General features: G+C 39.0%; 30 protein-coding genes. 2 read left to right on the forward strand and 28 right to left on the reverse strand.

Going from position 1 to position 22,435, the window contains the following annotated elements; genetic code table 11:
- Positions 1-142: 142 nt before the first annotated feature.
- Positions 143-1,498, forward strand: coding sequence for a hypothetical protein (locus tag FPG78_RS00520; protein WP_144086138.1), 1,356 nt, complete (start codon positions 143-145; stop codon positions 1,496-1,498).
- An 85-nt stretch (positions 1,499-1,583) separates the two neighbouring features.
- Here the strand turns inward: FPG78_RS00520 and FPG78_RS07035 are convergent, their stop codons facing one another.
- The 11 genes from FPG78_RS07035 to FPG78_RS07040 all read right to left on the reverse strand — a co-directional run bounded on the left by FPG78_RS07035 (position 1,584) and on the right by FPG78_RS07040 (position 8,734).
- On the reverse strand, positions 1,584-1,739 hold the full coding sequence (locus FPG78_RS07035) for a hypothetical protein (protein ID WP_186292369.1): 156 nt from the start codon (positions 1,737-1,739) through the stop codon (positions 1,584-1,586).
- A gap of 79 nt (positions 1,740-1,818) precedes the next feature.
- A complete protein-coding gene (locus tag FPG78_RS07405; RefSeq protein WP_223261916.1) occupies positions 1,819-2,079 on the reverse strand; it encodes an RpnC/YadD family protein in 261 nt (86 codons plus the stop codon).
- 96 nt (positions 2,080-2,175) lie between these two features.
- Positions 2,176-2,742, reverse strand: coding sequence for an Rpn family recombination-promoting nuclease/putative transposase (locus FPG78_RS07410; protein ID WP_223261917.1), 567 nt, complete (start codon positions 2,740-2,742; stop codon positions 2,176-2,178).
- Positions 2,743-2,795: 53 nt separating this feature from the next.
- A complete protein-coding gene (locus FPG78_RS07415) occupies positions 2,796-3,074 on the reverse strand; it encodes an HD domain-containing protein (protein WP_223261918.1) in 279 nt (92 codons plus the stop codon).
- Positions 3,037-3,435 carry a hypothetical protein gene (locus tag FPG78_RS07420; protein ID WP_223261919.1) on the reverse strand — a complete coding sequence of 133 codons (399 nt, stop codon included), beginning with the start codon at positions 3,433-3,435 and terminating at the stop codon, positions 3,037-3,039. The genes FPG78_RS07415 and FPG78_RS07420 overlap by 38 nt, the downstream gene beginning before the upstream one ends.
- A complete protein-coding gene (locus FPG78_RS07425) occupies positions 3,429-3,632 on the reverse strand; it encodes a hypothetical protein (protein ID WP_223261920.1) in 204 nt (67 codons plus the stop codon). The genes FPG78_RS07420 and FPG78_RS07425 overlap by 7 nt, the downstream gene beginning before the upstream one ends.
- Complete coding sequence (locus FPG78_RS07430; RefSeq protein WP_223261921.1) at positions 3,559-4,380, reverse strand: hypothetical protein; 822 nt, start codon at positions 4,378-4,380, stop codon at positions 3,559-3,561. Before FPG78_RS07430 ends, FPG78_RS07425 begins: the two co-directional genes overlap by 74 nt.
- A gap of 8 nt (positions 4,381-4,388) precedes the next feature.
- Positions 4,389-6,350 (reverse strand): sodium:solute symporter family protein, encoded by a 1,962-nt coding sequence (locus FPG78_RS07435; protein ID WP_223261922.1) that lies wholly within the window; start codon positions 6,348-6,350, stop codon positions 4,389-4,391.
- A gap of 113 nt (positions 6,351-6,463) precedes the next feature.
- Positions 6,464-6,868 carry a hypothetical protein gene (locus tag FPG78_RS00535; RefSeq protein WP_144086139.1) on the reverse strand — a complete coding sequence of 135 codons (405 nt, stop codon included), beginning with the start codon at positions 6,866-6,868 and terminating at the stop codon, positions 6,464-6,466.
- A 200-nt stretch (positions 6,869-7,068) separates the two neighbouring features.
- Entirely contained in the window at positions 7,069-8,322 is a 1,254-nt protein-coding gene (locus FPG78_RS00540; RefSeq protein ID WP_144086140.1) for an ankyrin repeat domain-containing protein, read from the reverse strand.
- Between the two features lie 262 nt (positions 8,323-8,584).
- Positions 8,585-8,734, reverse strand: coding sequence for a hypothetical protein (locus tag FPG78_RS07040; RefSeq protein WP_186292371.1), 150 nt, complete (start codon positions 8,732-8,734; stop codon positions 8,585-8,587).
- Positions 8,735-8,799: 65 nt separating this feature from the next.
- Here FPG78_RS07040 and FPG78_RS07045 point away from each other — a divergent pair, with 65 nt between their 5' ends.
- Entirely contained in the window at positions 8,800-8,973 is a 174-nt protein-coding gene (locus FPG78_RS07045) for a hypothetical protein (protein ID WP_186292373.1), read from the forward strand.
- A gap of 149 nt (positions 8,974-9,122) precedes the next feature.
- On the opposite strand, the gene FPG78_RS00545 is transcribed toward FPG78_RS07045, so the two are convergent.
- The 17 genes from FPG78_RS00545 to FPG78_RS00625 form a co-directional block, all read right to left on the reverse strand.
- Positions 9,123-9,428 (reverse strand): FtsB family cell division protein, encoded by a 306-nt coding sequence (locus tag FPG78_RS00545; protein ID WP_144086141.1) that lies wholly within the window; start codon positions 9,426-9,428, stop codon positions 9,123-9,125.
- 41 nt (positions 9,429-9,469) lie between these two features.
- Positions 9,470-10,918 (reverse strand): Fe-S cluster assembly protein SufB, encoded by a 1,449-nt coding sequence (gene sufB / locus FPG78_RS00550; protein ID WP_144086142.1) that lies wholly within the window; start codon positions 10,916-10,918, stop codon positions 9,470-9,472.
- Between the two features lie 170 nt (positions 10,919-11,088).
- On the reverse strand, positions 11,089-11,826 hold the full coding sequence (gene rnc / locus FPG78_RS00555) for a ribonuclease III (RefSeq protein WP_144086143.1): 738 nt from the start codon (positions 11,824-11,826) through the stop codon (positions 11,089-11,091).
- Positions 11,811-13,061: a beta-ketoacyl-ACP synthase II gene (gene fabF, locus FPG78_RS00560; RefSeq protein ID WP_144086144.1), complete on the reverse strand. Its 1,251-nt coding sequence runs from the start codon at positions 13,059-13,061 to the stop codon at positions 11,811-11,813. Before fabF ends, rnc begins: the two co-directional genes overlap by 16 nt.
- A gap of 12 nt (positions 13,062-13,073) precedes the next feature.
- Positions 13,074-13,328, reverse strand: a complete 255-nt coding sequence (gene acpP / locus FPG78_RS00565; RefSeq protein ID WP_144086145.1) for an acyl carrier protein — start codon at positions 13,326-13,328, stop codon at positions 13,074-13,076.
- A gap of 6 nt (positions 13,329-13,334) precedes the next feature.
- Positions 13,335-13,691, reverse strand: a complete 357-nt coding sequence (rpsP, locus tag FPG78_RS00570) for a 30S ribosomal protein S16 (RefSeq protein ID WP_144086146.1) — start codon at positions 13,689-13,691, stop codon at positions 13,335-13,337.
- A gap of 234 nt (positions 13,692-13,925) precedes the next feature.
- A complete protein-coding gene (gene rpmA / locus FPG78_RS00575) occupies positions 13,926-14,180 on the reverse strand; it encodes a 50S ribosomal protein L27 (RefSeq protein ID WP_144086147.1) in 255 nt (84 codons plus the stop codon).
- Positions 14,181-14,237: 57 nt separating this feature from the next.
- A complete protein-coding gene (rplU, locus tag FPG78_RS00580) occupies positions 14,238-14,558 on the reverse strand; it encodes a 50S ribosomal protein L21 (RefSeq protein WP_144086148.1) in 321 nt (106 codons plus the stop codon).
- A gap of 95 nt (positions 14,559-14,653) precedes the next feature.
- Entirely contained in the window at positions 14,654-16,087 is a 1,434-nt protein-coding gene (locus tag FPG78_RS00585) for a sodium:solute symporter family protein (RefSeq protein ID WP_223261923.1), read from the reverse strand.
- 213 nt (positions 16,088-16,300) lie between these two features.
- The gene (locus tag FPG78_RS00590; protein WP_144086150.1) at positions 16,301-17,371 is read right to left on the reverse strand and encodes a hypothetical protein; all 1,071 of its coding nucleotides are present in this window, start codon (positions 17,369-17,371) and stop codon (positions 16,301-16,303) included.
- A gap of 390 nt (positions 17,372-17,761) precedes the next feature.
- Positions 17,762-19,117 carry an acetyl-CoA carboxylase biotin carboxylase subunit gene (gene accC / locus FPG78_RS00595; protein ID WP_144086151.1) on the reverse strand — a complete coding sequence of 452 codons (1,356 nt, stop codon included), beginning with the start codon at positions 19,115-19,117 and terminating at the stop codon, positions 17,762-17,764.
- 26 nt (positions 19,118-19,143) lie between these two features.
- Positions 19,144-19,587: an acetyl-CoA carboxylase biotin carboxyl carrier protein gene (accB, locus tag FPG78_RS00600; protein WP_144086152.1), complete on the reverse strand. Its 444-nt coding sequence runs from the start codon at positions 19,585-19,587 to the stop codon at positions 19,144-19,146.
- 2 nt (positions 19,588-19,589) lie between these two features.
- Entirely contained in the window at positions 19,590-20,165 is a 576-nt protein-coding gene (gene efp / locus FPG78_RS00605; protein WP_144086153.1) for an elongation factor P, read from the reverse strand.
- Positions 20,166-20,221: 56 nt separating this feature from the next.
- Positions 20,222-21,238, reverse strand: a complete 1,017-nt coding sequence (locus FPG78_RS00610) for a beta-ketoacyl-ACP synthase III (RefSeq protein ID WP_144086154.1) — start codon at positions 21,236-21,238, stop codon at positions 20,222-20,224.
- Positions 21,239-21,433: a 50S ribosomal protein L32 gene (gene rpmF / locus FPG78_RS00615; protein ID WP_144086155.1), complete on the reverse strand. Its 195-nt coding sequence runs from the start codon at positions 21,431-21,433 to the stop codon at positions 21,239-21,241.
- A 253-nt stretch (positions 21,434-21,686) separates the two neighbouring features.
- Entirely contained in the window at positions 21,687-22,112 is a 426-nt protein-coding gene (locus tag FPG78_RS00620) for a hypothetical protein (protein WP_144086156.1), read from the reverse strand.
- On the reverse strand, positions 22,096-22,401 hold the full coding sequence (locus FPG78_RS00625; protein ID WP_144086157.1) for a hypothetical protein: 306 nt from the start codon (positions 22,399-22,401) through the stop codon (positions 22,096-22,098). The genes FPG78_RS00620 and FPG78_RS00625 overlap by 17 nt, the downstream gene beginning before the upstream one ends.
- Between the last annotated feature and the right edge of the window lie 34 nt (positions 22,402-22,435).

The raw sequence follows: 22,435 nt of genomic DNA on the forward strand, positions 1-22,435 counted from the left end.
ACTTTTTTCAATAATTAAATTTATTATTATGGGCGCTATTATATATTAATAAAGGTTGTTTATGCCATCCTATTGTCCTTATTGCATATAGGTTTTTCCAATTGCAGCATCTCAAAATCGGGCATGGGAAACTGCTTTTCTAATGAATTATAAGCTGGAAATTCAAATACTGAAACGCAAACATCAGAAGATAAAACGACTGTTAATATGTATTTATGATTCAGCTATAATGCATGGCCCTATACGCGATATTATAAAAGATGGGCTACGAAACAACAATATTCAGAGTATAGAAAAAGAATCTGATATATATCAAGGCAAGCAAGTGTTACTAAACTCAGATACTAACGCTATCCCTATATTCCAATACCCTAACCCTAACAAAGAAAACGAAACTGCAATTAATACAGTTAAACTTTTATTCAAGAATCATAAACTAGAAATGAATGATCGAGTTGGAGCAAAAAACTTTATTACTTGCTTATTAGCGCAAGAACATCAAATTGCCATTATCACGCTTTGTCCATCATTTCTTCATACAACAATAGCACTCCTAGAAGAATTGGGATTGACTGAAAATCAGATAAAAAATATGATTATAATGCGCCCTAATTCGAGAAACCATCGATACAGTATCGAAGAACTTCAGCGGTTAACTAATACAAAGAGTAACAATGTTAAAATAGTACATAGTAACTTCAACGGATTCCTAGCAGGAAACGGCTATACAACTTTCAACAAGCTTAACGCTTCGTTAACTTGGGGTAAGATACTCAAAAAATTAAATAAAGCTAATGCAAAAAAAAATGATTTTACAGCTAGCCATATAGATAGCAAGCGCCAATCGAATCCTAACCAAGCATCAGGTGACCTAACAACAGGCAAATCTACTTTAAGTAATTTTTCAACTATTGGAGATCATAGAGCCAATACGCTAGAGGATAAAAAACGGTTAGTATGCCTTAATATTGATACAATTATGCCAAATAAGGAACATAACTTTTTACATAATGGCCTAAAGCATCTAAACCTTCCTTCCTACATGAAAGATGACAGCCTTTGGGTTACAATCAACGGTAGGACACGCCCATTAGATGTTATATCTACGGCCTATGCAAACTATAATAAAGACTATAGTAAAAAAGAGGTAGAAGATCAAACTAGATGGTTACTACAAAAGTTTGATATAAAATCGAACGACTATATCGAATTTAGAAATCTTGTCAATGGCCTATTACAGGCAGGACATAAACTTGCCATTATCACTTTTAACGATTACCCTGATTCAATACCAATATTATTACAAAAACTTGGCTTGACAGAAGATCAGATAAACAGGATACTTATAATAATAGGAGGCTATGCTCAAAGGAGTGATAATTATGCTAAGGGTAACATGGACCATATAGCAAAAGCTAAGGAGTTAACTGAAACTGATACAAGAGGTAATGCCAATGTTATACTAATAGATATAATAGTCGACATAATATTGAGGTAGTAAAAGAGCGTGGTATTAAAATTTTCCATGTGGACTCTACCTCCGGTCGCCTGCCTACAATAGAAGATTTAGGAAAGTTAATGTCTCAATAGATATGATTAGCAGCACTATAATCAAAAAAAGCCCCTGTAATGTAAAAAGTTGGGATAAGGAGCCGCCCTGCAGCCCTCCTTGCAAACTGTTTTTTCTTTTTATCTATAAGGTGCCACTTTCTGATCGTATTGCGGGGTAGTAGTGCCACAACATTGAACGCACACGTTTAATGAACATTTCCAACGGATGGACATGTATTGAATAGATGGACATATCCCAGAAAAAGTCTACATAAGCTCGTGAATCTGAGAACGAGATAAACCAGTAAGGAGAATAATATCTTCTAACGGATAGCGTTTTTCAAGCATAGACCTAGCGATAGTAATGGCTTTTTCCTTTTCTCCCTCTAGCTTACCTTTTTCCTGCCCTATTTGGATACCCTCGTCCCTATATTTTTGTGCTATAGTTCTCATAATATCTTCTTTATCTTCCTTAGGAATGTGTTCCCTGATAATCTTTTCTAATTCTGGATACTTATCTTCAGTCAACTGACTATCAGTATACCATAAAAAATTCCTTATGTAAATATAACCTTTTTCCTTATCTAGTAGAATACATGATTTAAAGTTTTCTAGAAACTCACTTCACAATTTAAGTATATCACGGGCATGTACATACTTCATAAAATATTCCATCATGCCGAGATGCGCCTTTTTTTTAATTTCATCATCTGGCATAGCATACAAATCTACTAATTGATAATCACCGCCCATAAACTCTTTAGCAATACTAGGTTCACTAAACAACTCCCATAAACTCCTTGGGGCACTAAAAGACTGATTTCCATGATACACAACCATCGGAATGATTAGTGGAAGTTCTGATTTCTTTTTCGTCTTATGTCTTTCAAGTAAAAGAAACATATATTTCCATAACTTAAAAGCTATCCAATAATTAGGACTAACTTCGGCTTCAATCAGGACATAAATGAAAGCTTTTTTATTATTTTTCGTTTTGATAGAGCATACTAAATCACTAAATTTTTGCTTTAAATTATCCTCTACATACGATTCTTTTTCTATTTTAAGCGTGTTCATATCCAATAAATCTTTGCAAGGTTCTGGTAAATAGTGGCTTAGAAACTCCTGTGAAGCTATTGGATCAGCAAGGATTTTTTTGGCAAGTCCATCATGGTGTAACCTTTTTGTCATAAATATAACTTACTAAAAAGTATGTAATAGTATTGCACTAAATAACAATTCTTCTAACTATTATTTTCTTTTTTCTTAGTGTTAATAAGCGCTAATGCTTGTTTAGCTGCTTTTTCTAATGCTTTTCTTATCGCTGGGTCTAAGTATGTATGGGCCAATTGCACATCTATGGCCAGTGTTTCTTGGGCCATATGGTGTACCTCTGTTAGATGGATATAGCCTGCTGCATGACGTAAGTCATAGAGCCGCTCGGCGAGTTTGATGAAAAGAACAGAAAGCTGTATGTGGTCTTCCTTAAGCGCTTCTTTCAATCGGTTCTGTACATACAGCAAAGAAGGATGGTCTAAGGCTTGGTGCTTGTCTATACCTACTAATACCTACTACATTCAATACAAAGGCATAAACCCCTAGGTTATAATGTTTCTTGATATATGAAAGGGGCAAACAGGTATGGCGCACCAACTCATAGAGCAAAGCGGCATAAATTACTTTAGGAGAATGAAAAACCCAGTCTACCACTAATTCGGCAATGCCTACCGCGCGAACATAAAACAATTGACCCGAAGCATGTCGCTTAAAGCCAAAGTGCTGCCGCAATAATAAAAGCAAACTTGAAATCGTCTTTACACCAATAGGATCCTCTTCACACAAAGACTTGCAAACATAGTCATGGAATTTCATTAAGATTACCATAGATCGGCTTGCTCTTTTGGGGTGATCAGCGTTTCTACCGTCAAGCAATCTATAGGTAGTTTTGCGGTCATCTTATCGCGAATGGCAACATCATTAGGCAATACCAATAACATGGCCTTAGCATCAACAGGAGGCTTGAAATAGCCATAATGGGCAGTTACAATACTGGATAGGGTTTCCCGTTGAAGATCTATCAATGGTGGCGCCTCTTGTTTCCCTTGAGGGGCATGTATTTACATCAGCATAGCACGCATCCACCTTGGGAAGGCCATCAGCAGCAGTACTAGCTTGGCTTACTATCAAAGCTGTAGCTTCAAAATCGATAAAGATAGGAGCGCTATGGTCAATGGCGTCAGCTTGCGTAAATTTCAAAGTAGTGCCATGGAGTTGTATGCGCACAACTGGAGTGCTTTCTGGCTTACCAACTCGTAAAATAGCCTGAACCAATAAATAGACTATTTGATTGATATCACATACAATATGAGTAGCTAACCTCCTGCTCGGATGATGCATGCTTTCTACCAGTAGCCTAGGCGGATTAGATACCTCTTGGGACAAAGCCACTTCTACCTTACGGATCAGCTTATCAAAGGTAATTTCAGTAGGCTGGAGCAAGGCATGTTTTTTTGCCTTTTCCCTTCTATTGAAATAGAGTACCCAATCATATAGCTTATTAAAAATACTCTGAAAGTCCTGTTTATAAAGAGGAATGTTGTCATCTAAAAAGGAAATAGATTCCTCAATTTTATGCATTACCTGCGCTAAAATAGTGCCATAGCCTTTGTCCTTACCAACCGCAACAGTAGCAGGAACCATAGCCAAGTCATAAAGCGATGCTTTTAGCTTGCGGGATTGTCTAATCGATTCTTGATCTTTTAGATAAAGAATTTGGCTGGTACAACTACCTATTTTTACCTTAGAGCAAATAATAATGACAAACAGCAATAAACTGGCTATAAATAGCGGAATAAAGAAGATAATAGTGCGAAAGACAATCCAATAGCAATAGGGTATAGCACCACTAATAATGTGGTGGCTACCACCATTACACCCAAATAGAGCGGAAACAGCCATAAGATTAAGGCACAATGGGTCAAAGATAGGGATAGACTAAAAATCGGATCTACCAGATACCACCAGTGGCTGGTCAGATTTAAAGGAAGATAAATCGCCAAACCCATGAACCAACATAGACCAATCAACCAACTTGGAATGGACCTGATACCTTTAGCAATATCATAGAAAAATGGATAACCCAAACAACACGCTGCTCCAAAGAGTTGCAATATAAGCCAACAGCCATGATTGCTGCTAGGCGCTATAAAATAAGCCAGCAAGCTGGTAATGGCAAGATAAAATCCCATACATACCATTGTAGTATGGCTGGGTACTAACTTGATTAAGGTAAATTTTTTATTGTCCCAACCATTTTTAATGGCTTCTTTCTGTGCTGGTCTTTGGCGTGCACCTGCTTGTTGCATCTGCTTAAACTCATTATCTGGTTTCACCCAACCGCTATTTTCTGGCTGCTTGAAGAGATAGTGAGCAGCCATCATCGCCAAGCCATTGGCTACCATAGCAAGGAAAGAGCCATCCATACCTGTAGAAGGTTCTACCCACTTATTCCAAGCCAAAATGGTCAGCACACCTACAGTCATGCCGATTAGGGCAGTACGGGCACTGCCTCGAAACCCAAAAATGGCTAAAATAAAAGGGGCAATTACTATGGGAACATAGCAGTTAAGCGCCCAATACATGAGTATCAATAAATCACTGCAGTAAAAAGCTAACGCCATTGACGATAAGCCTATCACCAATGTGGCCCACTTAGCCAATCGAAGTTGATTCACCTGCGCAAGTTTTTTAGAACCCCGTAGCTGCTCTAAGATATCATGGATGGACATAACAGCAGAGGCGTTTAAATTAGAATCAGCTGTAGACATAGCCATAGCCAGTAAACTAATCGCAAGAAAAGCTTTAAAGATAGGAGGAATGCTATTGACTATATAGGCCCAAATTTCTGTACCTACTAAATCCGGTGTGGCTACAAAAGCGAATATACCTATCAATATTATAAAGCTCCATATAACCGCACTACAAATGGTAACATAAGTAAACACGCTTCGAGCTTGGAGTGGACCAGAAGCCATATAGACCCGTTGTATGATAGATGGATACATACGACCTACCAGAAAAGATAACATCAATAATAGCATACGCATTAGCCCCGTACTGGAATAAAACAAGCTATTAAATTGAAATTTAGTATGTCCCTGTAGCAGGGAAATAATTTCTACAGTGGACTTACCTGTTTTAAGAAATATAAACCAAGCAAGCAGCGGAATAATGACCGCAAAGGTTATAAACTGTAATACATCAGTAAAGGTAACGGCACGAACGCCTCCAAAAGTGGAATAAAAAACAAGCACTAAGGTAGAAATAATCGCAGCTATTCTAGGGTCAACTGTATCTATACACATGGTAATAGCCTTGGACATTGCAGTAATCTGCATCGTAACTGCAATGACAGCGTCACAGACACTAACCAAAGCGACCATAACCCTTGGATACTTACCATAAATACTACCTATCGTTTCTGCTATAGAGAGATGCTTCATAAATGGCCCCATACGTAAGGCTAGCTTACCAATCAGATATGCATCCAAACAGGTTAACAAGGTAACGGCTATCCACCAGAGGCCAAGATTATAAACAGATTCTACAGTACGCAACAACCCGCCTCCACTATAAGCAGTAGCCAATACGGTGGCTACCAAAGTAGCTGTAGCAAATTGCTTATTCCCCACAGCATGCTCCCGAAAGGTGGTTTTTTGCCTACTAAAGTAGATACCTACCACCAAGGTTAACAACAAAAAAGCCCCTATAAGGAGAATAGAGATATCAAAGCAGATCATATAACAAACAAATTAAGAAGATTGATAAAGAACATTAGATCAGCATCTATAATATAATGATACCATTTTTTTGTATCAATCAAAAAAAAAGAAGCCGTATGCTTACGCATGGGTTAACCCGATTGGCCTTGACGCAGTTGTAAAAGTGCTTCAGCTGCTACAGCTTCAGGCTGACTTAAACGAATGGGAATGGGTAAAATGGGTGACAACAGCTTGTTTCCCTGTTTATCATCAGAAAAAGACATACGACTTACTTCTTCGCGCGTAGGGGATACAGGACGAAATTCATATGGCGCAGGTGATTCAGCTTGCTTATCTCCATTTGTTTGCTCTAGACCATTAAAGATGTGCACAATTACTGGAGACTGGAGGCTATAGCTATGATTAGGATTGGAACTATGTTTAAGTTTCAACAATTTATTAGCCTTTGAATAAACGAGCGTTTTACCTCTCTTTATATTACTTTTTTTAATTAGTTTTTCTTTGCTGAGGCCCATAGATGATTGATGATGGTACATATAACTAGGGCATTCTATTTTATTTATTACACCCAGTTAGTTCCACTGTACAAAAACATAGCAGCGCTATAAATGGACTGATTGGCATGTTTCTTTATAAGCAATGCATGTACTACTTTTTACTTGATAAAGGAGTATACAAAAAAATAAAGCCCTGTACAAAAAGCTGCAACTTTTTATACAGAGCTGTTGCCGGTCGGCTAACTGGTCAATATGCTTTCATTATGAGAGGTTTCTAAACCAGACCCATACCCTTCGTCTGGTTCGCTATCACCATTGTCTTTGCTAACATCTTGATATATTTTGCTACCATATCGGTTCTTGATATAAGAGACGAGTTTCTTGCGTTGAGCTACATAGTCTCTAACGTCTTTTGAATCGCTACCATATTTCTCCTCGATATAGGAAAGATGTCTTATATAGGCCACGTACTGAATAACTTTATCTGAATCTATAGGATATTGCTTCTTGATATAACTCCAGACTATACCACGCAGTTCAGCACCATACTGCTTGCTAATTATATAGCCATCTTGTATGTCATCAATTTCCCGCACAATGGTGTTAAGCTGTTCAAGATCTAAGCGAACAGGTAAAGCATCTAAAATAGTTTTAAACATTTTGCTACCTTGAACAAATACGGTTGAGATTTGGACCTTACTATTATTCAATAACTCTGCAAAATCACTATGCTTACGTAAATAAGCACACGAAAATACAGAACCTCTCTTACAAGTTTTAAACAACTCGGCAATTGCCCGATCTGCATCCAACTTATCTATTATTCGAGCAAATACTATTCTAAACATTTTTGGACTCTTGTAACGAGCAGTCAAATGCATTGGTGTTCTACACTTCTTATCTTTCATAAGTAACCCCTTTAAAGGAAGCTTTTCTGCTAAGAACCTTAGGGCATTAATATCACCACGTTTAATGAGTAGATGCAGTACGGTGCTTCCCGTTTCATCCTGCATATATAAATCCTCTAGCGCAGGCGTATGTTCCTTCAATAGGAAATGAACTATTTTTTCATGCTTATACCTAAATGATAGCGTATCCTTATGCTTCAGTGCCAACATTAAAGCCTTGACCACTTCCTTAGAGGTAATGGATGGATACTCCTGTATTAAAGATTTAACCAATAGAAAATTACATTTTTTTACAGCCTCGAAAAAAGCATTTTGCCCATTGAAGTCAGGCGATTCTTCTGAAAGTATTTTACGTGTTTTTTTCTGCAGCTCCTCCAACTTAACACTATCTAATACCTTACCTTGGGATGCAGGTAATTGATGCCAGTAACCATAACAGGGCTTGCCAAGAGCAGTCACTCCCTGCCCCTTATTACTTACACAAGATGTAGTTTGTACAGCAACTAAAAGTGACAAAGCCGCAATCTTTTTTGAGGCGCATCCGCAGGACTTAGGATGATCCATTTTTTTGCAATATTTATCCATTGTTTTGTTTTTTTTTAATGATAGGATACTACTCCCCCCGCTGCACTTACCCAACAGATCCGGTTATATAGACACGCCAAAATGGTACGAATAGACCAATCAAGGCAGAGGAATCACCGTAACGAATAAGCAGCAGCCGTTTGGCAGTAGTATGCTTTTGAACTTAATTGAACTTGTTTGAACTTGGGTTATGAAGACCCTAGACCTTCTGCAAAACCTATTGCTAAATGGCAATTTTGTGGTCTATGCTCCTCAAATACATTTAGTATTCTGACGACTGCGCTTCTCCTAAAAACTGCTGATCACAAATAGGTTTTCCAGAAGGTCTAATACCACTCAAACCATAGTGTAGTATACTATAATTTATGTTATAATCAAAACCTGAAATGGTTGTCCGTCGTACGTTCAGCACTGTGACAGAAAACGCGTTTTTTCTAGTTTTTTACTAAAAATTTAGGGCAAAAAAATTAGGCGTTTATGATAAAAATTTGTCCTAAAATCATGTATGTGTTCAATATTATAGCCATAGTAGGAAAATGCCCCTGTAAAAAGTTGCGATTAGAAAGCAGAGCCGTAATACTAGCCGCAAATAAGGAAAAACGCGCCCTTGAAAAAAGTTACGATCAGAAAGTGCAGCTTACAGATGATTAGGAAAAACAGATTCCTTTCAAGCCCGCGCAGCGGGCGGTTCCTGTTTTTCCATCTGTAAGCTGCACTTTCAGCAACTTTTTTCAAGGGCGCTTGATTTTTTGGCTACTTTTTTATCAAGCAAAAAGTAGCATACAAATTCCATCCCTTCCCTACTTCCCTACAATAACATATACATCTTCTTTTTCTCGCTTCATATAATATTTTTCACGCGCAAGCTGTTCTAAGAAATCAATATTATGCACCAATTCTTTTTTGTCTTTTTTGATTTGCTGAATCTGAACAGTATAATCGACTACATCTGTTTGCAATTTTTGCCAGCGTCTGTACAACCTACATTGTTCAAATACATTTTGATCATCAAAAAAGAGCATCCATAGCGCAAATAAGATGGTTGAAACAAAATAAGGATCTAATACTATTTTTTTAATGGGCTGAATTGTATTTTTATAGCGCATAACAAGCCAAAAAGGTAAGGATAGATGGAGAACAAATCGCTTTAACCTACACTACCTTCTAAGGTAAGTGCCAGTAGTTTTTGGGCCTCTACAGCAAACTCCATGGGCAACTGGTTGAGTACTTCTTTGCAGTAGCCATTGACAATAAGTGCAATGGCGTTTTCATGATCAATGCCACGTTGGTTACAATAAAAAAGCTGGTCTTCGCTAATTTTAGAGGTAGTGGCTTCATGCGCTACCTTCCCGGTTGGGTTTTTTACCTCTATATAAGGGAAGGTATGGGCACCACAACTATTGCCAATCAATAAAGAGTCGCACTGAGAAAAATTAGTAGCATGGGTTGCGCCAGCTGCAAGCTTGACCAACCCTCTATAGCTATTGCTGGACTGGTCAGCTGCAATGCCTTTGGCTACAATGCGACTCTTGGTATGCTTACCTAAGTGAATCATCTTTGTTCCTGTATCTGCTTGCTGTTTGTTCTTGGTGACTGCTACAGAGTAAAATTCACCGACTGAATGGTCGCCCTTTAAAATGCAACTAGGATACTTCCAGGTAATGGCTGAGCCTGTTTCTACTTGTGTCCAGGAAATTTTAGCATGCGCACCGGCACAAAGACCTCTTTTGGTTACAAAATTATAGACTCCGCCTACACCATCTTTATCGCCTGGATACCAGTTTTGCACAGTAGCATATTTTACATGGGCGCATTTTTCAGCATAAATCTCTACTACAGCGGCATGTAACTGGTGCTCATCCCGCATAGGGGCGGTGCATCCTTCTAAGTAGCTAACATAGGCATCGTCTTCCGCTACAATTAAAGTGCGCTCAAATTGACCGGTATTGGTGGCATTGATCCGAAAATAGGTAGAAAGCTCCATAGGACAATGGACGCCCTTGGGAATGTAACAAAAGGAACCATCACTAAATACAGCAGTGTTAAGGGCAGCAAAGTAATTGTCAGTCATGGGGACTACCTTGCCTAGGTATTTTTGAACCAAATCGGGATGGTTTTGAACCGCTTCAGTAAAGGAACAAAAAATAATGCCTAGCCTGTTTAAGGTGTCTTTAAAGGTAGTTGCAACGGAAACACTATCCAATACCACATCCATGGCTACACCGGTTAGCCTTTTTTGCTCCTCTAAGGAAATCCCTAAGCGCTTAAAAGTGGCCAAAAGCGCTGGATCAGCCTCTTCTAAGCTGTTTAACTGCATTTTCTGCTTAGGTGCTGCATAATAAATAATATTTTGGTAATCTATAGGCGGATAGCTAACCTTTGCCCAGGTAGGTTCTTTTAATGTGGATAGATGATAAAAAGCTTGCAAACGCCGCTTTAGCAACCAGTCTGGTTCATTTTTTTTCTCGGCAATCAAACGAATGGTCGCTTCTGTTAAACCCTTTGGAATGGCATCTACAGGAATATTGCTCTCAAAGCCATATGGGTAATCAGATGAATGAATAATAGTTCGTATATCTTGTTCTTCTTTTGCCATAATATATCTAAATAAATGCCTATTCCCTTAGACCTCCTGCGAAACCTATTGCTAAATGGCAATTTTGGCGCTTGTCTATGCTCCTCAAATCCAGCTAAGTATTCTGCGGCGCTCGACTACGCTTCTCCTAAAAATTTCTCACCACAAATAGGTTTCGCAGAAAGGTTTTTTTATTCTGCTGTTGCCTGTTCTGTATATTGCAAGGCTTGCTGGGCAGCCATTTGTTCGGCACATTTTTTGGTTCTACCCGTTCCTTCTCCCATCACTTTTTCATCTATAATCACCTGAGCAGTAAATTCTTTATAGTGCTCATACTGTTTCTCCTCAAGAATCCTAAAAATTACTTGAAGGTGATGTTTATGTGCCCACTGAATAATCCTGTTCTTAAAGTTGGTATCATGTTCTATCAGCTCTTTTAGGCTTATATAATTGACGATAAGCCGCTCAATAACAAATTTCTGACAGCGTTCATACCCATGATCTAAATAAACCGCACCAATCAAGGCTTCTAATGCATTGCCATAAATAAATTTATGGCCACTTCGTTTTACAAGATTGCTATCGTAATGCAATAGCTTGTCTAAATGAATCTTGCGTGCGAGCCCATTTAAGGAATCCCTATTGACGAGCCTTGACCGTATATCTGTTAAAAAGCCCTCTTCTTTTAAAGGATATTTCTTGAAGAGATAGTCTGCAATAATTGCAGATAATATAGCATCTCCTAGAAACTCGAGCCGTTCATTGGAGGTATGCCCCTCCTCTATAGAGCTATGCTGAAGGGCTACCTTATATAAGGCTAGATTTAAAGGAGTCATTCCAGTAGTAGCTCTTACAAAAGAGACCAACTGTTGCGTAGCAGGATCTTTCTTTATAAAAAAGTAATGGAGTAAACTTAGGAGTCTTCCCATCTTTTAAAGATTATAGAAACGTTATGTCCACCAAAACCAAATGCATTGTTTTGCGCAAATAAGATGGATCTTTTTTCTGCTTGATGTAAAGTTAAATTGATCTGTGGATCAATGGCTTCATCTAATACTTTATGGTTAATGGTTGGCGGTACTACTTGATGCGATAATGCTAAAACAGTGGCAATAGACTCTATGGCGCCGGCTGCACCTAGCAAGTGGCCGGTCATCGACTTGGTCGAGCTAATGTTAAGCTTATAGGCATGGGCACCAAATACATGCTGAATGGCCTCTATCTCATTGACATCACCCAATGGGGTACTGGTTCCATGGGCATTAATGTAGTCTATAGCCTCTGGTGAAAGACCAGCACTGGCTAATGCACGTTGCAATGCTAAAATTACACCTCCCATATCTGGTGCAGTAATATGATGGGCGTCTGCAGACATCCCTACGCCGACTACTTCGGCGTAAATTTTAGCGTTTCTTTTTTGGGCATGGGCGTACGACTCAAGGACTAAAGCACCTGCTCCTTCTCCCATCACAAAACCATCTCTTGTCTTATCAAAGGGACGTGAAGCGGTTAAGTAGTCTTCATTGCGCGTAGAGAGGGCTTTTAATGCATTGAATCCAGCAACGCCTAATTGAATAATAGGCGCTTCTGAGCCACCTGCTACTACTACATCTGCATCGCCTAATTTAATCAATTGAAAAGCAGTTACTATAGCGTTTACTGCAGAGGCACATGCAGCTACTGTGGCAAAGTTGGGCCCCTTAAATCCATACTTAATGGACAAGTGGCCAGAAGGAATATCTGGTATAATCTTGGGAATAAAAAAAGGATTAATCCTGGGATCCATACCATTCCGGAAAAATTCTAAAATGGTTGTTTCTATCGTACCTAAACCACCTATACCAGAGCCCCAAACGACCCCTACACGTTCTTTATCTACTAAAGGGGTGATGAGCCCGGCATCGTGTATGGCTTCATCTCCAGCTACCATAGCATACTGGGCAAATGGATCCATCCGCCTCACATCTTTTGCATCAAGGTAGTTATGAGGGTCATACTCTTTTAAGATACAAGCAAACTTGGTTTTATGCTTAGCAGTATCAAAGCTAGTGATGGGCGCTGCACCACTTTGACCAGAAACCAGACCATTCCAATATGCCTCAACATTGCTGCCAATTGGTGTGAGGGCACCTAATCCTGTAATAACTACGCTTGTGGGTAACATAAAAAAGGTAAGCTAAGTCTTGCGTTGCGCTAAGGTCTTTTCTAAATAATCTACCACACTACCCACGGTTTGTAGCTTGGCAGCTTCATCATCTTTAATGTGTACATCAAACGCTCTCTCAAGCTCCATAACCAATTCAACTTGGTCTAGAGAATCGGCACCTAGGTCATTTGCAAAATGGGCCGTAAGCACAACCTCTTGAGGCGAAACATTTAGCTTGTCAACAACAACGGCTACTACTGTAGCCATAATATCTTCCCTATTCATTTAAATTTAATTAACTAATTTTATTTTTTTTACCCGCTCTGCCTTCCAACTAGCAAATTTTTCATCCGCCCGCGCTTGGGTAATGGCTCCTTTTATAACACCTACTTGAAGATGCTTTTTTAACATTACACCTTGCTTAGACAAAAGACTCCTAACCGTATCAGTTGGTTGTGCACCCTGAAAAAGCCATTTCAATGCGCTTGCCTCATCAAGCTTAACCGTTGCAGGGGCTGTGTTTGGATTATAATTCCCAATTTTTTCTATAAAACGACCATCTCGTGGTGAGCGTGCATCAGCTATAACGATGTCATACTCTGCCAGATGCCTTCTTCCGCATCTAGCTAATCTAATTTTTACAGCCATATCGTATTATTACCTTTCTAGCGAATTTCGCTTGCAAATAAGTTCATGTGATTAGACCTTCTGTAAAACCTATTTCTAATGGCAATTTTGGTGCCGAAGCTTGTCTATGCTCCTCAAATACATTTAGTATTCTGGTGACTGCGCTTCTCCTAAAAACTGCTGATCACAAATAGGTTTTGAAGAAGGTCTCTAGTTTTTGCACCTGTACAGGAGCAAGTGTGAAGCAATAATGGACTACACCGCATCTACTGAAACAATAGACCGCATGTCTTTCTTCTTTTTAAAGACAACTACCCCATTGATTACGGCAAATAAAGTATGATCCCTACCTAAGCCAACATTTTTACCAGGATAATAACGGGTACCTCTTTGCCTGACAATAATATGACCAGCCATTACAGCTTCTCCACCATATTTTTTTATACCGAGCCGCTTACTTTCTGAATCTCTTCCGTTACGGGAACTACCAGCTCCCTTCTTATGTGCCATGTTATTATATTAGTTTACAGCAGACCTTTTTCGAAACCTATTTGTTCAGCAATCGAGTTACGAAAGAGGGCTAATATCGTCAATAAGAATCCGCGTATGCTCTTGACGATGCCCCCGCTTTACTTTATATCCATTTCGTCTTTTTTTCTTAAAAACGATAATTTTGTCTGCTTTGGTATGCTCCAATACCTTGGCTTGAACCGTTACCCCCTGCAAAATAGGTGTACCAACGGCTACCTTTCCTGCTGCATCATCTAAAAGTAAAACTTTATCAAAAGTGAGCAGCGTACCCACTTCACCTTGCAATTTAGGGGTGTATAGCCACTGTTTTTTGGATACTTTAAATTGTTTCCCAGCTATTTCTACAATTGCATACATATATTTCTATAAGCTAAAGAATAATAATCCTTCTACAATTAGGAAGGACAAACTTTAACAAAGTTAAGCTTTTTTCTATAAAATAAAAAAAATGGCTAGCTGATATTATCTTTCGTGTTGTTTTTTACGGCATGTTCCGATTGGATAGGCTTAAATGAGCCAACGCGCTTTTTAGTTTGTGCAATTTGTGGTGTGGTCAGTAAATGGTGTGCAATAAGCATAGCCAGGCCATTCATCAACATACAAGGAATATGGGCACTACTCGTTCCAACTATAGGAGCGATCCATTGCTCCCAACCAAGTACAGAGAGTAAGCCGGTAGCCATTCCTATTAAAGCAACCTGAGCAGTGGTACGGAAGCCAATAACCGCTAAAATAAATGGGGCCATTATTACTGGGACATAGAAACGGTCATACCATAAAAGGATTTGGACCAGAATGGAAATAGGAAAGTTGCAAGCCAATACCACAGTGAGTAGCGCCACAGCAAGCAGTGCGATACGCACCACGCGAAACTGGTAGAGGTGAACAAGCCTCTTGAGCAAATGTATGCTTTTGGGTATATCATAAGCAAGCATTATACTAGTGACATGCAATCTAGAATCAACTGTAGACATCGCAAAAGATAATATAATGATACAAACTACTCCCTTTAAGACAGGGGAAGTATTAGAGAGGAAATGGTTCCAAATAGCTGCAGATGGCACATGTGGGAAACAGACAAAAACAAATAAACCAACTAACGTTATACATATTATAATAACAGTAGAAAAAGCACCAGCATATAGGAATGCTTTTCTTGTCTGAGCAAGGCTGGAACACATATATACATGCTGCACAAGATAGGGACTGGTGGCAGTGAACATATAAGAAAGGTATCGCAGTATATTGACTACTTTACCACCAGGGGGCATTATATTATTTAATTCGAATTTTTTTTGAGTTTGTAAAAAGCCAATGGTTTCGATAATTGGCCTACCTGTCTTTTTAAGCAGCAACCAAGCCAGTACTACAATAAGGGTAGAAAAAATGATAGATTGCCATACATCTGTAAAGGTAATCGCGCGCATACCACCAAACATAGCATAAATAACCAAAACTAGCGTGATGAGTAGCGTAATAGCCAATGGACTAACTGAGGTTATAAATAGGCTGGCTGTATCAGCTATCAGACGAATTTGTAAAGCAACCATAATAATAGAATGGCAAAATCCAAATAAAGCAGTAATAAGCCGTGCATAACTGCCATATGCCCTAGCCATGCTCCCTGGCATCGATAGGTCATACATAAACTTGGGCATACGCCCGGCTAACCAACTTAGCGTCAATAATGGTAAAAACGCCACAGTTATTCTATGCGATATAGGCCAGAGCCCTATAGAAGCCTCTGTTATACTAGCCTTGAGCAGCCCCCCTGGGTAATAAGATGCTACGATAGTAGCTACTAAAGCAGCTGTAGGAAATTGTCTATGCCCAACGGCATGCTCCCGAAAGTTGGTAACCTTTTTATTTAAAGAACAAAAAAACATTACCAATGTAAATAACAGAAAAGCTACAAGTAACAGTAATGAAATATCCAGCGACATAATTAAAACGATCTATTAATATTAATTTAAGTTAAATGACCAAAGTTGATACAACTTAACCTATAATTTGGCATTACAAGCGTTGTAAATGATATATAAATTATAGAAGACTAAATACGCCAATTTAAAAGTACAAAGGAGCTTTTTTACACTTTTTTATCTAACTAATACCAACTTCACATTATTATTAGACGGCGGAAATGTGCACCCATTAGATGGAGCAATAGGTGAGAAAAACTCTCCTAGTGGACTTATCGACTCCATTGTGATTCTTAGCGCCGTATAAAGGTTCGGTAATGCACACCTATGTTCTTTTGCAAGTTCTACAATGTCACTTTTAAATAGCAGGTCTATTAATTTTTGTTTGAGTCGATCTGAAAGATCAGATAGTCTAATTTTTTCAAGGATATGCAATAAAAAGCCTGTAAGGTATTCTACAATATACTTGTCTGCTTCTTCTAATAAATTCTTATCCAATGCTGTACGCAGGAGCGTGTAATCACGAGAGCCATAAGGGTACTTTTTGGTAAAAACTTCTAAACAATCAACAGGTCCTAGCACGCTAACTATTGTATGAAGCAATAAGTCCAATCGTTCAAATTTGTTATTATGCACTGCCTGAAATAGGTAAAAGAGTTTCTTTTTACTGCTTAACATGGCGCCTATTACTTTCTCAGAATGACATTTAGCCATGCCCAAAAAATGCATGTAGGTGAAAGTGGCAGAGCGGGCACTGCAATTGAATAATTCATTTATTAAACAAACCAGTTTTCGATTATCTTTTTGTCCTAGCGCTATGTCTAAAAGATCGTTCTTGTCCTCATCTATATGATCAGCAGGGTTCAGTCCAACGCACCTATGGGTATATGCTAACAAAAGCTTCACCATATCTACACTCCCTCTTTTCATGGCTGCCAATAGAGATGTTTCTTGGTGCGCATTCCTTGAAAGGAGTAGACTATTATTATAACCTTGACTTTCTAGATAGATTAAGTAATCTTTCATGTTATTTTCATTCCAAAAAGAACTACCTTGTACGAAGTATCGTATCTTATTATCTTTTTCGTAAAGAAGACTTTCACGCCCCTCTTTTCTTAATAGTAAAGGTAGCATCTTACCCAATAAGCGCTTCATGTCATCTACCGCATTATTTCCGGTATTTTCTGCTTTTATATGTAGAGATGTGCACATATCTGCTTTAACCCAATCATCCTCTGGATGCGTCAATGGTTGCTTCTGATAGTTTAGACTACTACTGCTATACGCTTTATTATCCTTCGTATCAATATTAGGGTACCCGTGTACCTAACCTCTAGCTTATTACAAGCACCCAGCAAAAAACAAACTATAACAATGGGCACCATAAAGCTGAAATGCTTAGTATAGGTATAAAGTTCTATAGACCTTCTGCAAAACCTATTGCTAAATGGCAATTTTGTGGTCTATGCTCCTCAAATACATTTAGTATGCTGGCGACTGCGCTTCTCCTAAAAACTGCTGATCACAAATAGGTTTTGAAGAAGGTCTTATTTTACATAGATAAGCTGAAATTTTTTTTATTCAAAATAAGATGATTAAATTTTAGGTAAGATAAGGGCGAGCAGATAAAAAAGAGATTTATTCTACTTGTTTGAGTAGTGAAAAGTCAAAGCTATCTAAGTATTGTGTGGTAAAGTGGCCTGCCTGAAAGGCTTGATCTTCTAGTAGCGCACGATGAAAGGGCAGATTGGTTTGGATGCCCTCTATAACAAACTCTTCTAATGCGTGCTTCATCTTGGCAATGGCCTCTGTTCTAGTATTTGCATGTACAATAAGCTTTGCAATCATGGAGTCATAGTTGGGGGGAATAACATAACCAGCATAAATATGGCTTGCAATGGTTATACCAAGGCCACCGGGAAAATGCATATGGTTAATTTTTCCAGGAGATGGCCGAAAGTCATGAAAGGGATTTTCTGCATTAATACGGACCTCTATGGCGTGGCCTTTCGGATATAGATTGGGTAGGTCGAGTAGCTTTCCGGCTGCCATTTCAATTTGTGCCTTTAGCAGATTAAAACCGGTAACGGCTTCTGTAACGAGATATTCTACTTGAATCCGAGTATTCATCTCCATAAAGTAGAAGTTTTGGTATTTATCCACTAAAAACTCCATGGTCCCAACGCCTTCGTACCCTATAGCAGAGACGCCTTTTACCGCTGCTTCTGTTATCTTTGCGCGTAAGGCCGCTGTGACAAAGGGAGAGGGAGATTCTTCTACCAATTTTTGGTGTCTACGCTGGATGGAACAATCTCGCTCAGATAGATGGATGACTTTACCATACTGATCTGCCACAATTTGTATTTCAATATGGCGTGGTTCTTCTATATATTTTTCCAAATAAAGGCCATCTTTACCAAAGGAGGCAATGGCCTCTTGACGGGCTTCTGCCCATTTTTGCTGGAATACCTCTGGGTTATCTACCAATTTGATGCCTTTTCCCCCACCTCCTGCAGTTGCTTTAAGCAATACAGGAAAGCCTATCTCATGGGCCAAACGGATGCCTTCTTCAACCGATGTGAGCAGCCCATTGGAACCAGGAACAGTGGGCACACCAGCAGCCTGCATGGTTGCCTTTGCAGTAGACTTATCACCCATCTTGCTGATGGCGGCAGCGGAAGGGCCTATAAACTTAATACCATATTCTGCACAAATACTTGCAAGGGTAGCATTTTCAGCTAAAAATCCATAACCTGGATGAATGGCATGGGCATTGGTTACTTCGGCAGCAGCAATAATGGATGGAATAGATAGATAAGACAAATGGCTAGCAGGGGGGCCAATACAGACGGATTCATCTGCAAAACGGACATGCAAACTATCCCTATCTGCCGTAGAATGTACCGCAACGGTTTTAATACCCATTTCTTTGCAAACCCGAATGATGCTTAAAGCAATTTCTCCACGATTGGCAATCAATATTTTTTGAAACATAGTAGCTGAAAAGATAGCGGTACGATTTATCCGGAAATTGGTTCTACTATAAAAAGGGGTTGATCATACTCTACAGGCGAAACATCATCAACCAAGATTTGTACGATCTTGCCGGTAACTTCTGACTCTATTTCATTATAGAGCTTCATGGCTTCTATAATACAGAGCTTTGTGCCTTTTACAATGGCATCTCCTTCTTTTACAAAGGGAGCTTCTTCAGGATGAGGTGATCTGTAAAAGGTACCAATCATTGGGGACTTAATGGTTATATGATTGGGGTTATTTGCTCCAGCTTCTGGAGCTATTTGAGCAGGTGGAACAAATGGGTTGGGCGGTAATGATGCCACATGTCCGGGAATAGGTATACTCCTTTTCACATGGATTTTAATGGCTTCTGTCTCAATATGTACTTCTTCTAACCCTGACTTGGTAATAAAGTCAATCAGCTCCTGGATTTCTTTGGTTTTCATACTTACTTTTTCTGCTCATTTACGCGCTCTATATAGAGACCAGTACGGGTATCTATCTTTATAAGATCTTCATTATTAATAAATAGCGGAACTTTAACGGCTACGCCTGTTTCTAGGGTGGCTGGCTTTAAGGTTTTGGTAGCAGTGTCGCCTCTAAGGCCGGGTTCTGTATAGGTAATCCGCAATAGCACAGATGGGGGCAATTCACATTTTAATACTACATTTTCATCATCGTGGTAGACGACTTCTACATGTTGCCCTTCTTTTAGGAATTGGGGGGTAGCAATCAGTGATGGTTCAATGGTCAGCTGTTCAAAGGTCTCTGTATGCATAAAGGTGTAGCCTGCACTATCCTTATAAAGAAACTGGTAGGGTCTGCGTTCAATGCGTGCGATATGGATTTTCGCGCCCGCATTAAAAGTATGGTCAATTTGCCTTTCCTTGGTTAAACTTTTTAGTTTGGTTCTAACAAAAGCTGCGCCTTTGCCTGGCTTGACGTGTTGAAATTCCACGACAGTATAAATATCATTATTCAATAAGATACAAAGGCCATTTTTAATATCACTTGTATTTGCCATAATACTTTGATTTTATTGCTATTACCTTAATTTTTGCCTTTTAATTATCACACGCTTTAAACGGCTTTACCACCATCATACCCCCAGACCATATACATAGCCCCCCAAGTAAACCCGCCTCCAAAAACGGTTACAATTAATTTATCACCTTTTTTAAGTTTTTGCTCATAATCCCACAAACAGAGTGGAATGGTTGCAGCGGTTGTATTGCCATACTTATTAATGTTCAACATAACCTTTTCCATAGGTATGGCTGCACGATCGGCTACAAGTTTCAAGATGCGCCTATTGGCTTGATGGGGCACTAAATAGGCAATATCTGCTGGGGTAAGCTGATTACCAGCCATAATTTCCATCACTACCTCTGACATAGCAGTAACCGCTGCCTTAAAGACGTTTTGGCCATCTTGGTAAATGTAATGTGCTTTGGCATCGACTGTTTTATGTGAAGCAGGCAACCTACTACCTCCTGCTTTTTGGTAGAGCAAGTTTTGCCCTGCACCATCTGCTTTGCAGATGGTATCTACAATACCGCAACCACTATCTGGGTCATCGGCTGTTACCAGTACAGCACCTGCACCATCTCCAAAAAGAATACAGGTAGCCCGATCGCTATAATTGGTAATAGCAGACATCTTATCCGCGCCTACTACAACCACCTTTTTTGCCCTACCCGAAGCAATAAACTGAGCGGCTGTATCTAGTCCATAAAGAAAGCCAGAGCAAGCAGCTTGTAAGTCGTAGCTAAAAGCATGGGTAGCACCCACCGCATGGGCAACGATATTAGCGGTAGCAGGGGTGATTCTATCTGGGGTAATGGTGGCACATATCAGCAGATCTATGGCAGCAGGATCGGTAGCTGTTTTTTGCAGCAAATCTTTTACGGCTTCTATAGCCATTACAGAGGTGCCCATCTCTTCTCCCTTTAGGATTCTCCGCTCTTGAATACCAGTTCTGGTAGTGATCCAGCCATCATTGGTATCTACCATCTGCTCCAATTCGCTATTGGTCAGCACATAGCCCGGAACATATCCAGTTACACCTGTAATAACGGCACGTTTGACTAACTTCATCTATTGTTGCGTATCTGTTCTATGCATCACCACCCTACCTTTGTAATACATTTTATCTTCATGCCAAAATGCACGATGGGGCATATGCATTACACCGGTAACGGGGCAGATGACAAGCGCAGGCATGGCAAGCTTAACATGCGTTCTTCTTTTATCTCTTCTGGAAGCAGAGGATCTTTTCTTTGGATGTGCCATGTTTCTATTTATCTATTTAAAAACTACGAATACAGCTCCCCATTCAATTTAGCGCTGTTGAGGGGTAACAAATAACCAAATTTACAAATAATTTTACCAGGTAAAAAATTTATGATATAAGCTTTGTGATCAAAACTTTTTATATCAACGCTTGAATTTTTATTTACTTTTTGATCAAAACAATAGGTAGCGCTTTTATTTTGTTCATAGCTGGTATGGTTTTTAGCTTGTAGAAAGCCGCCCGGATCAGTATCTAAATTTTGCTCAATTCCTCCTGATATTTTTTTAATTTTTTCTGATCTTCCTTTTGTTTTTGCTCAAATTCTTCTTTTCTTTTGTTTTGCTCTGTGATTAATTGAAAGAAGTATGCAGATGCGTTTTTCTTGTTTTGTTTAATCTCATCCAGGGATAGGGGCTTGTCTTTATTCCCAAGTACCTTATTAGCTAATTTAGCAGATAATTCTTTTACCCGCTCCCAATAATTCTGTTCTCCTTTCTTTTGTTCCTGTGTGCGCTCCTGTTCTGTCCAGTATAATATAATTTTTTGAACTTGTTCTTTTCTCTCATTAAATTCGTTCTCTTGTTCTGTAAATTTGCTCTGATTTTTTATAAAAGTCTTATTAATTTTATTAATTTCATTGGTTAATTTATCTATTTTCTTCTTATTTAGAGTCTTCAATAGCCTGCCCCTTATTTAAATCGTTTAAATCAGAGCATTGAATATTACATACGTCTTTGTTTTCATCTTTATTACTTTCATCACTGCTATTTGGATTAGTTTGCTTAGTACCCGAGCCTAGCGTGCTCCCATGTCCCCTAGAAAGATCTTTCCGATTTTTCTTGCAATTAGCATCCGGTTTATCGTCACGCTTACCCCGTTCTTCACCCGGGCAACCTGCAGTGAACACAAACACTAAACATATAAAACTACATAAAATAGACTTTAGCATAGCTCTTTGTACCCGCATGCTTTATTTTTTAGATATTTTGGATGAATAGTTA

It is taken from the genome of Cardinium endosymbiont of Dermatophagoides farinae (genome assembly GCF_007559345.1).
Lineage (GTDB): Bacteria > Bacteroidota > Bacteroidia > Cytophagales > Amoebophilaceae > Cardinium.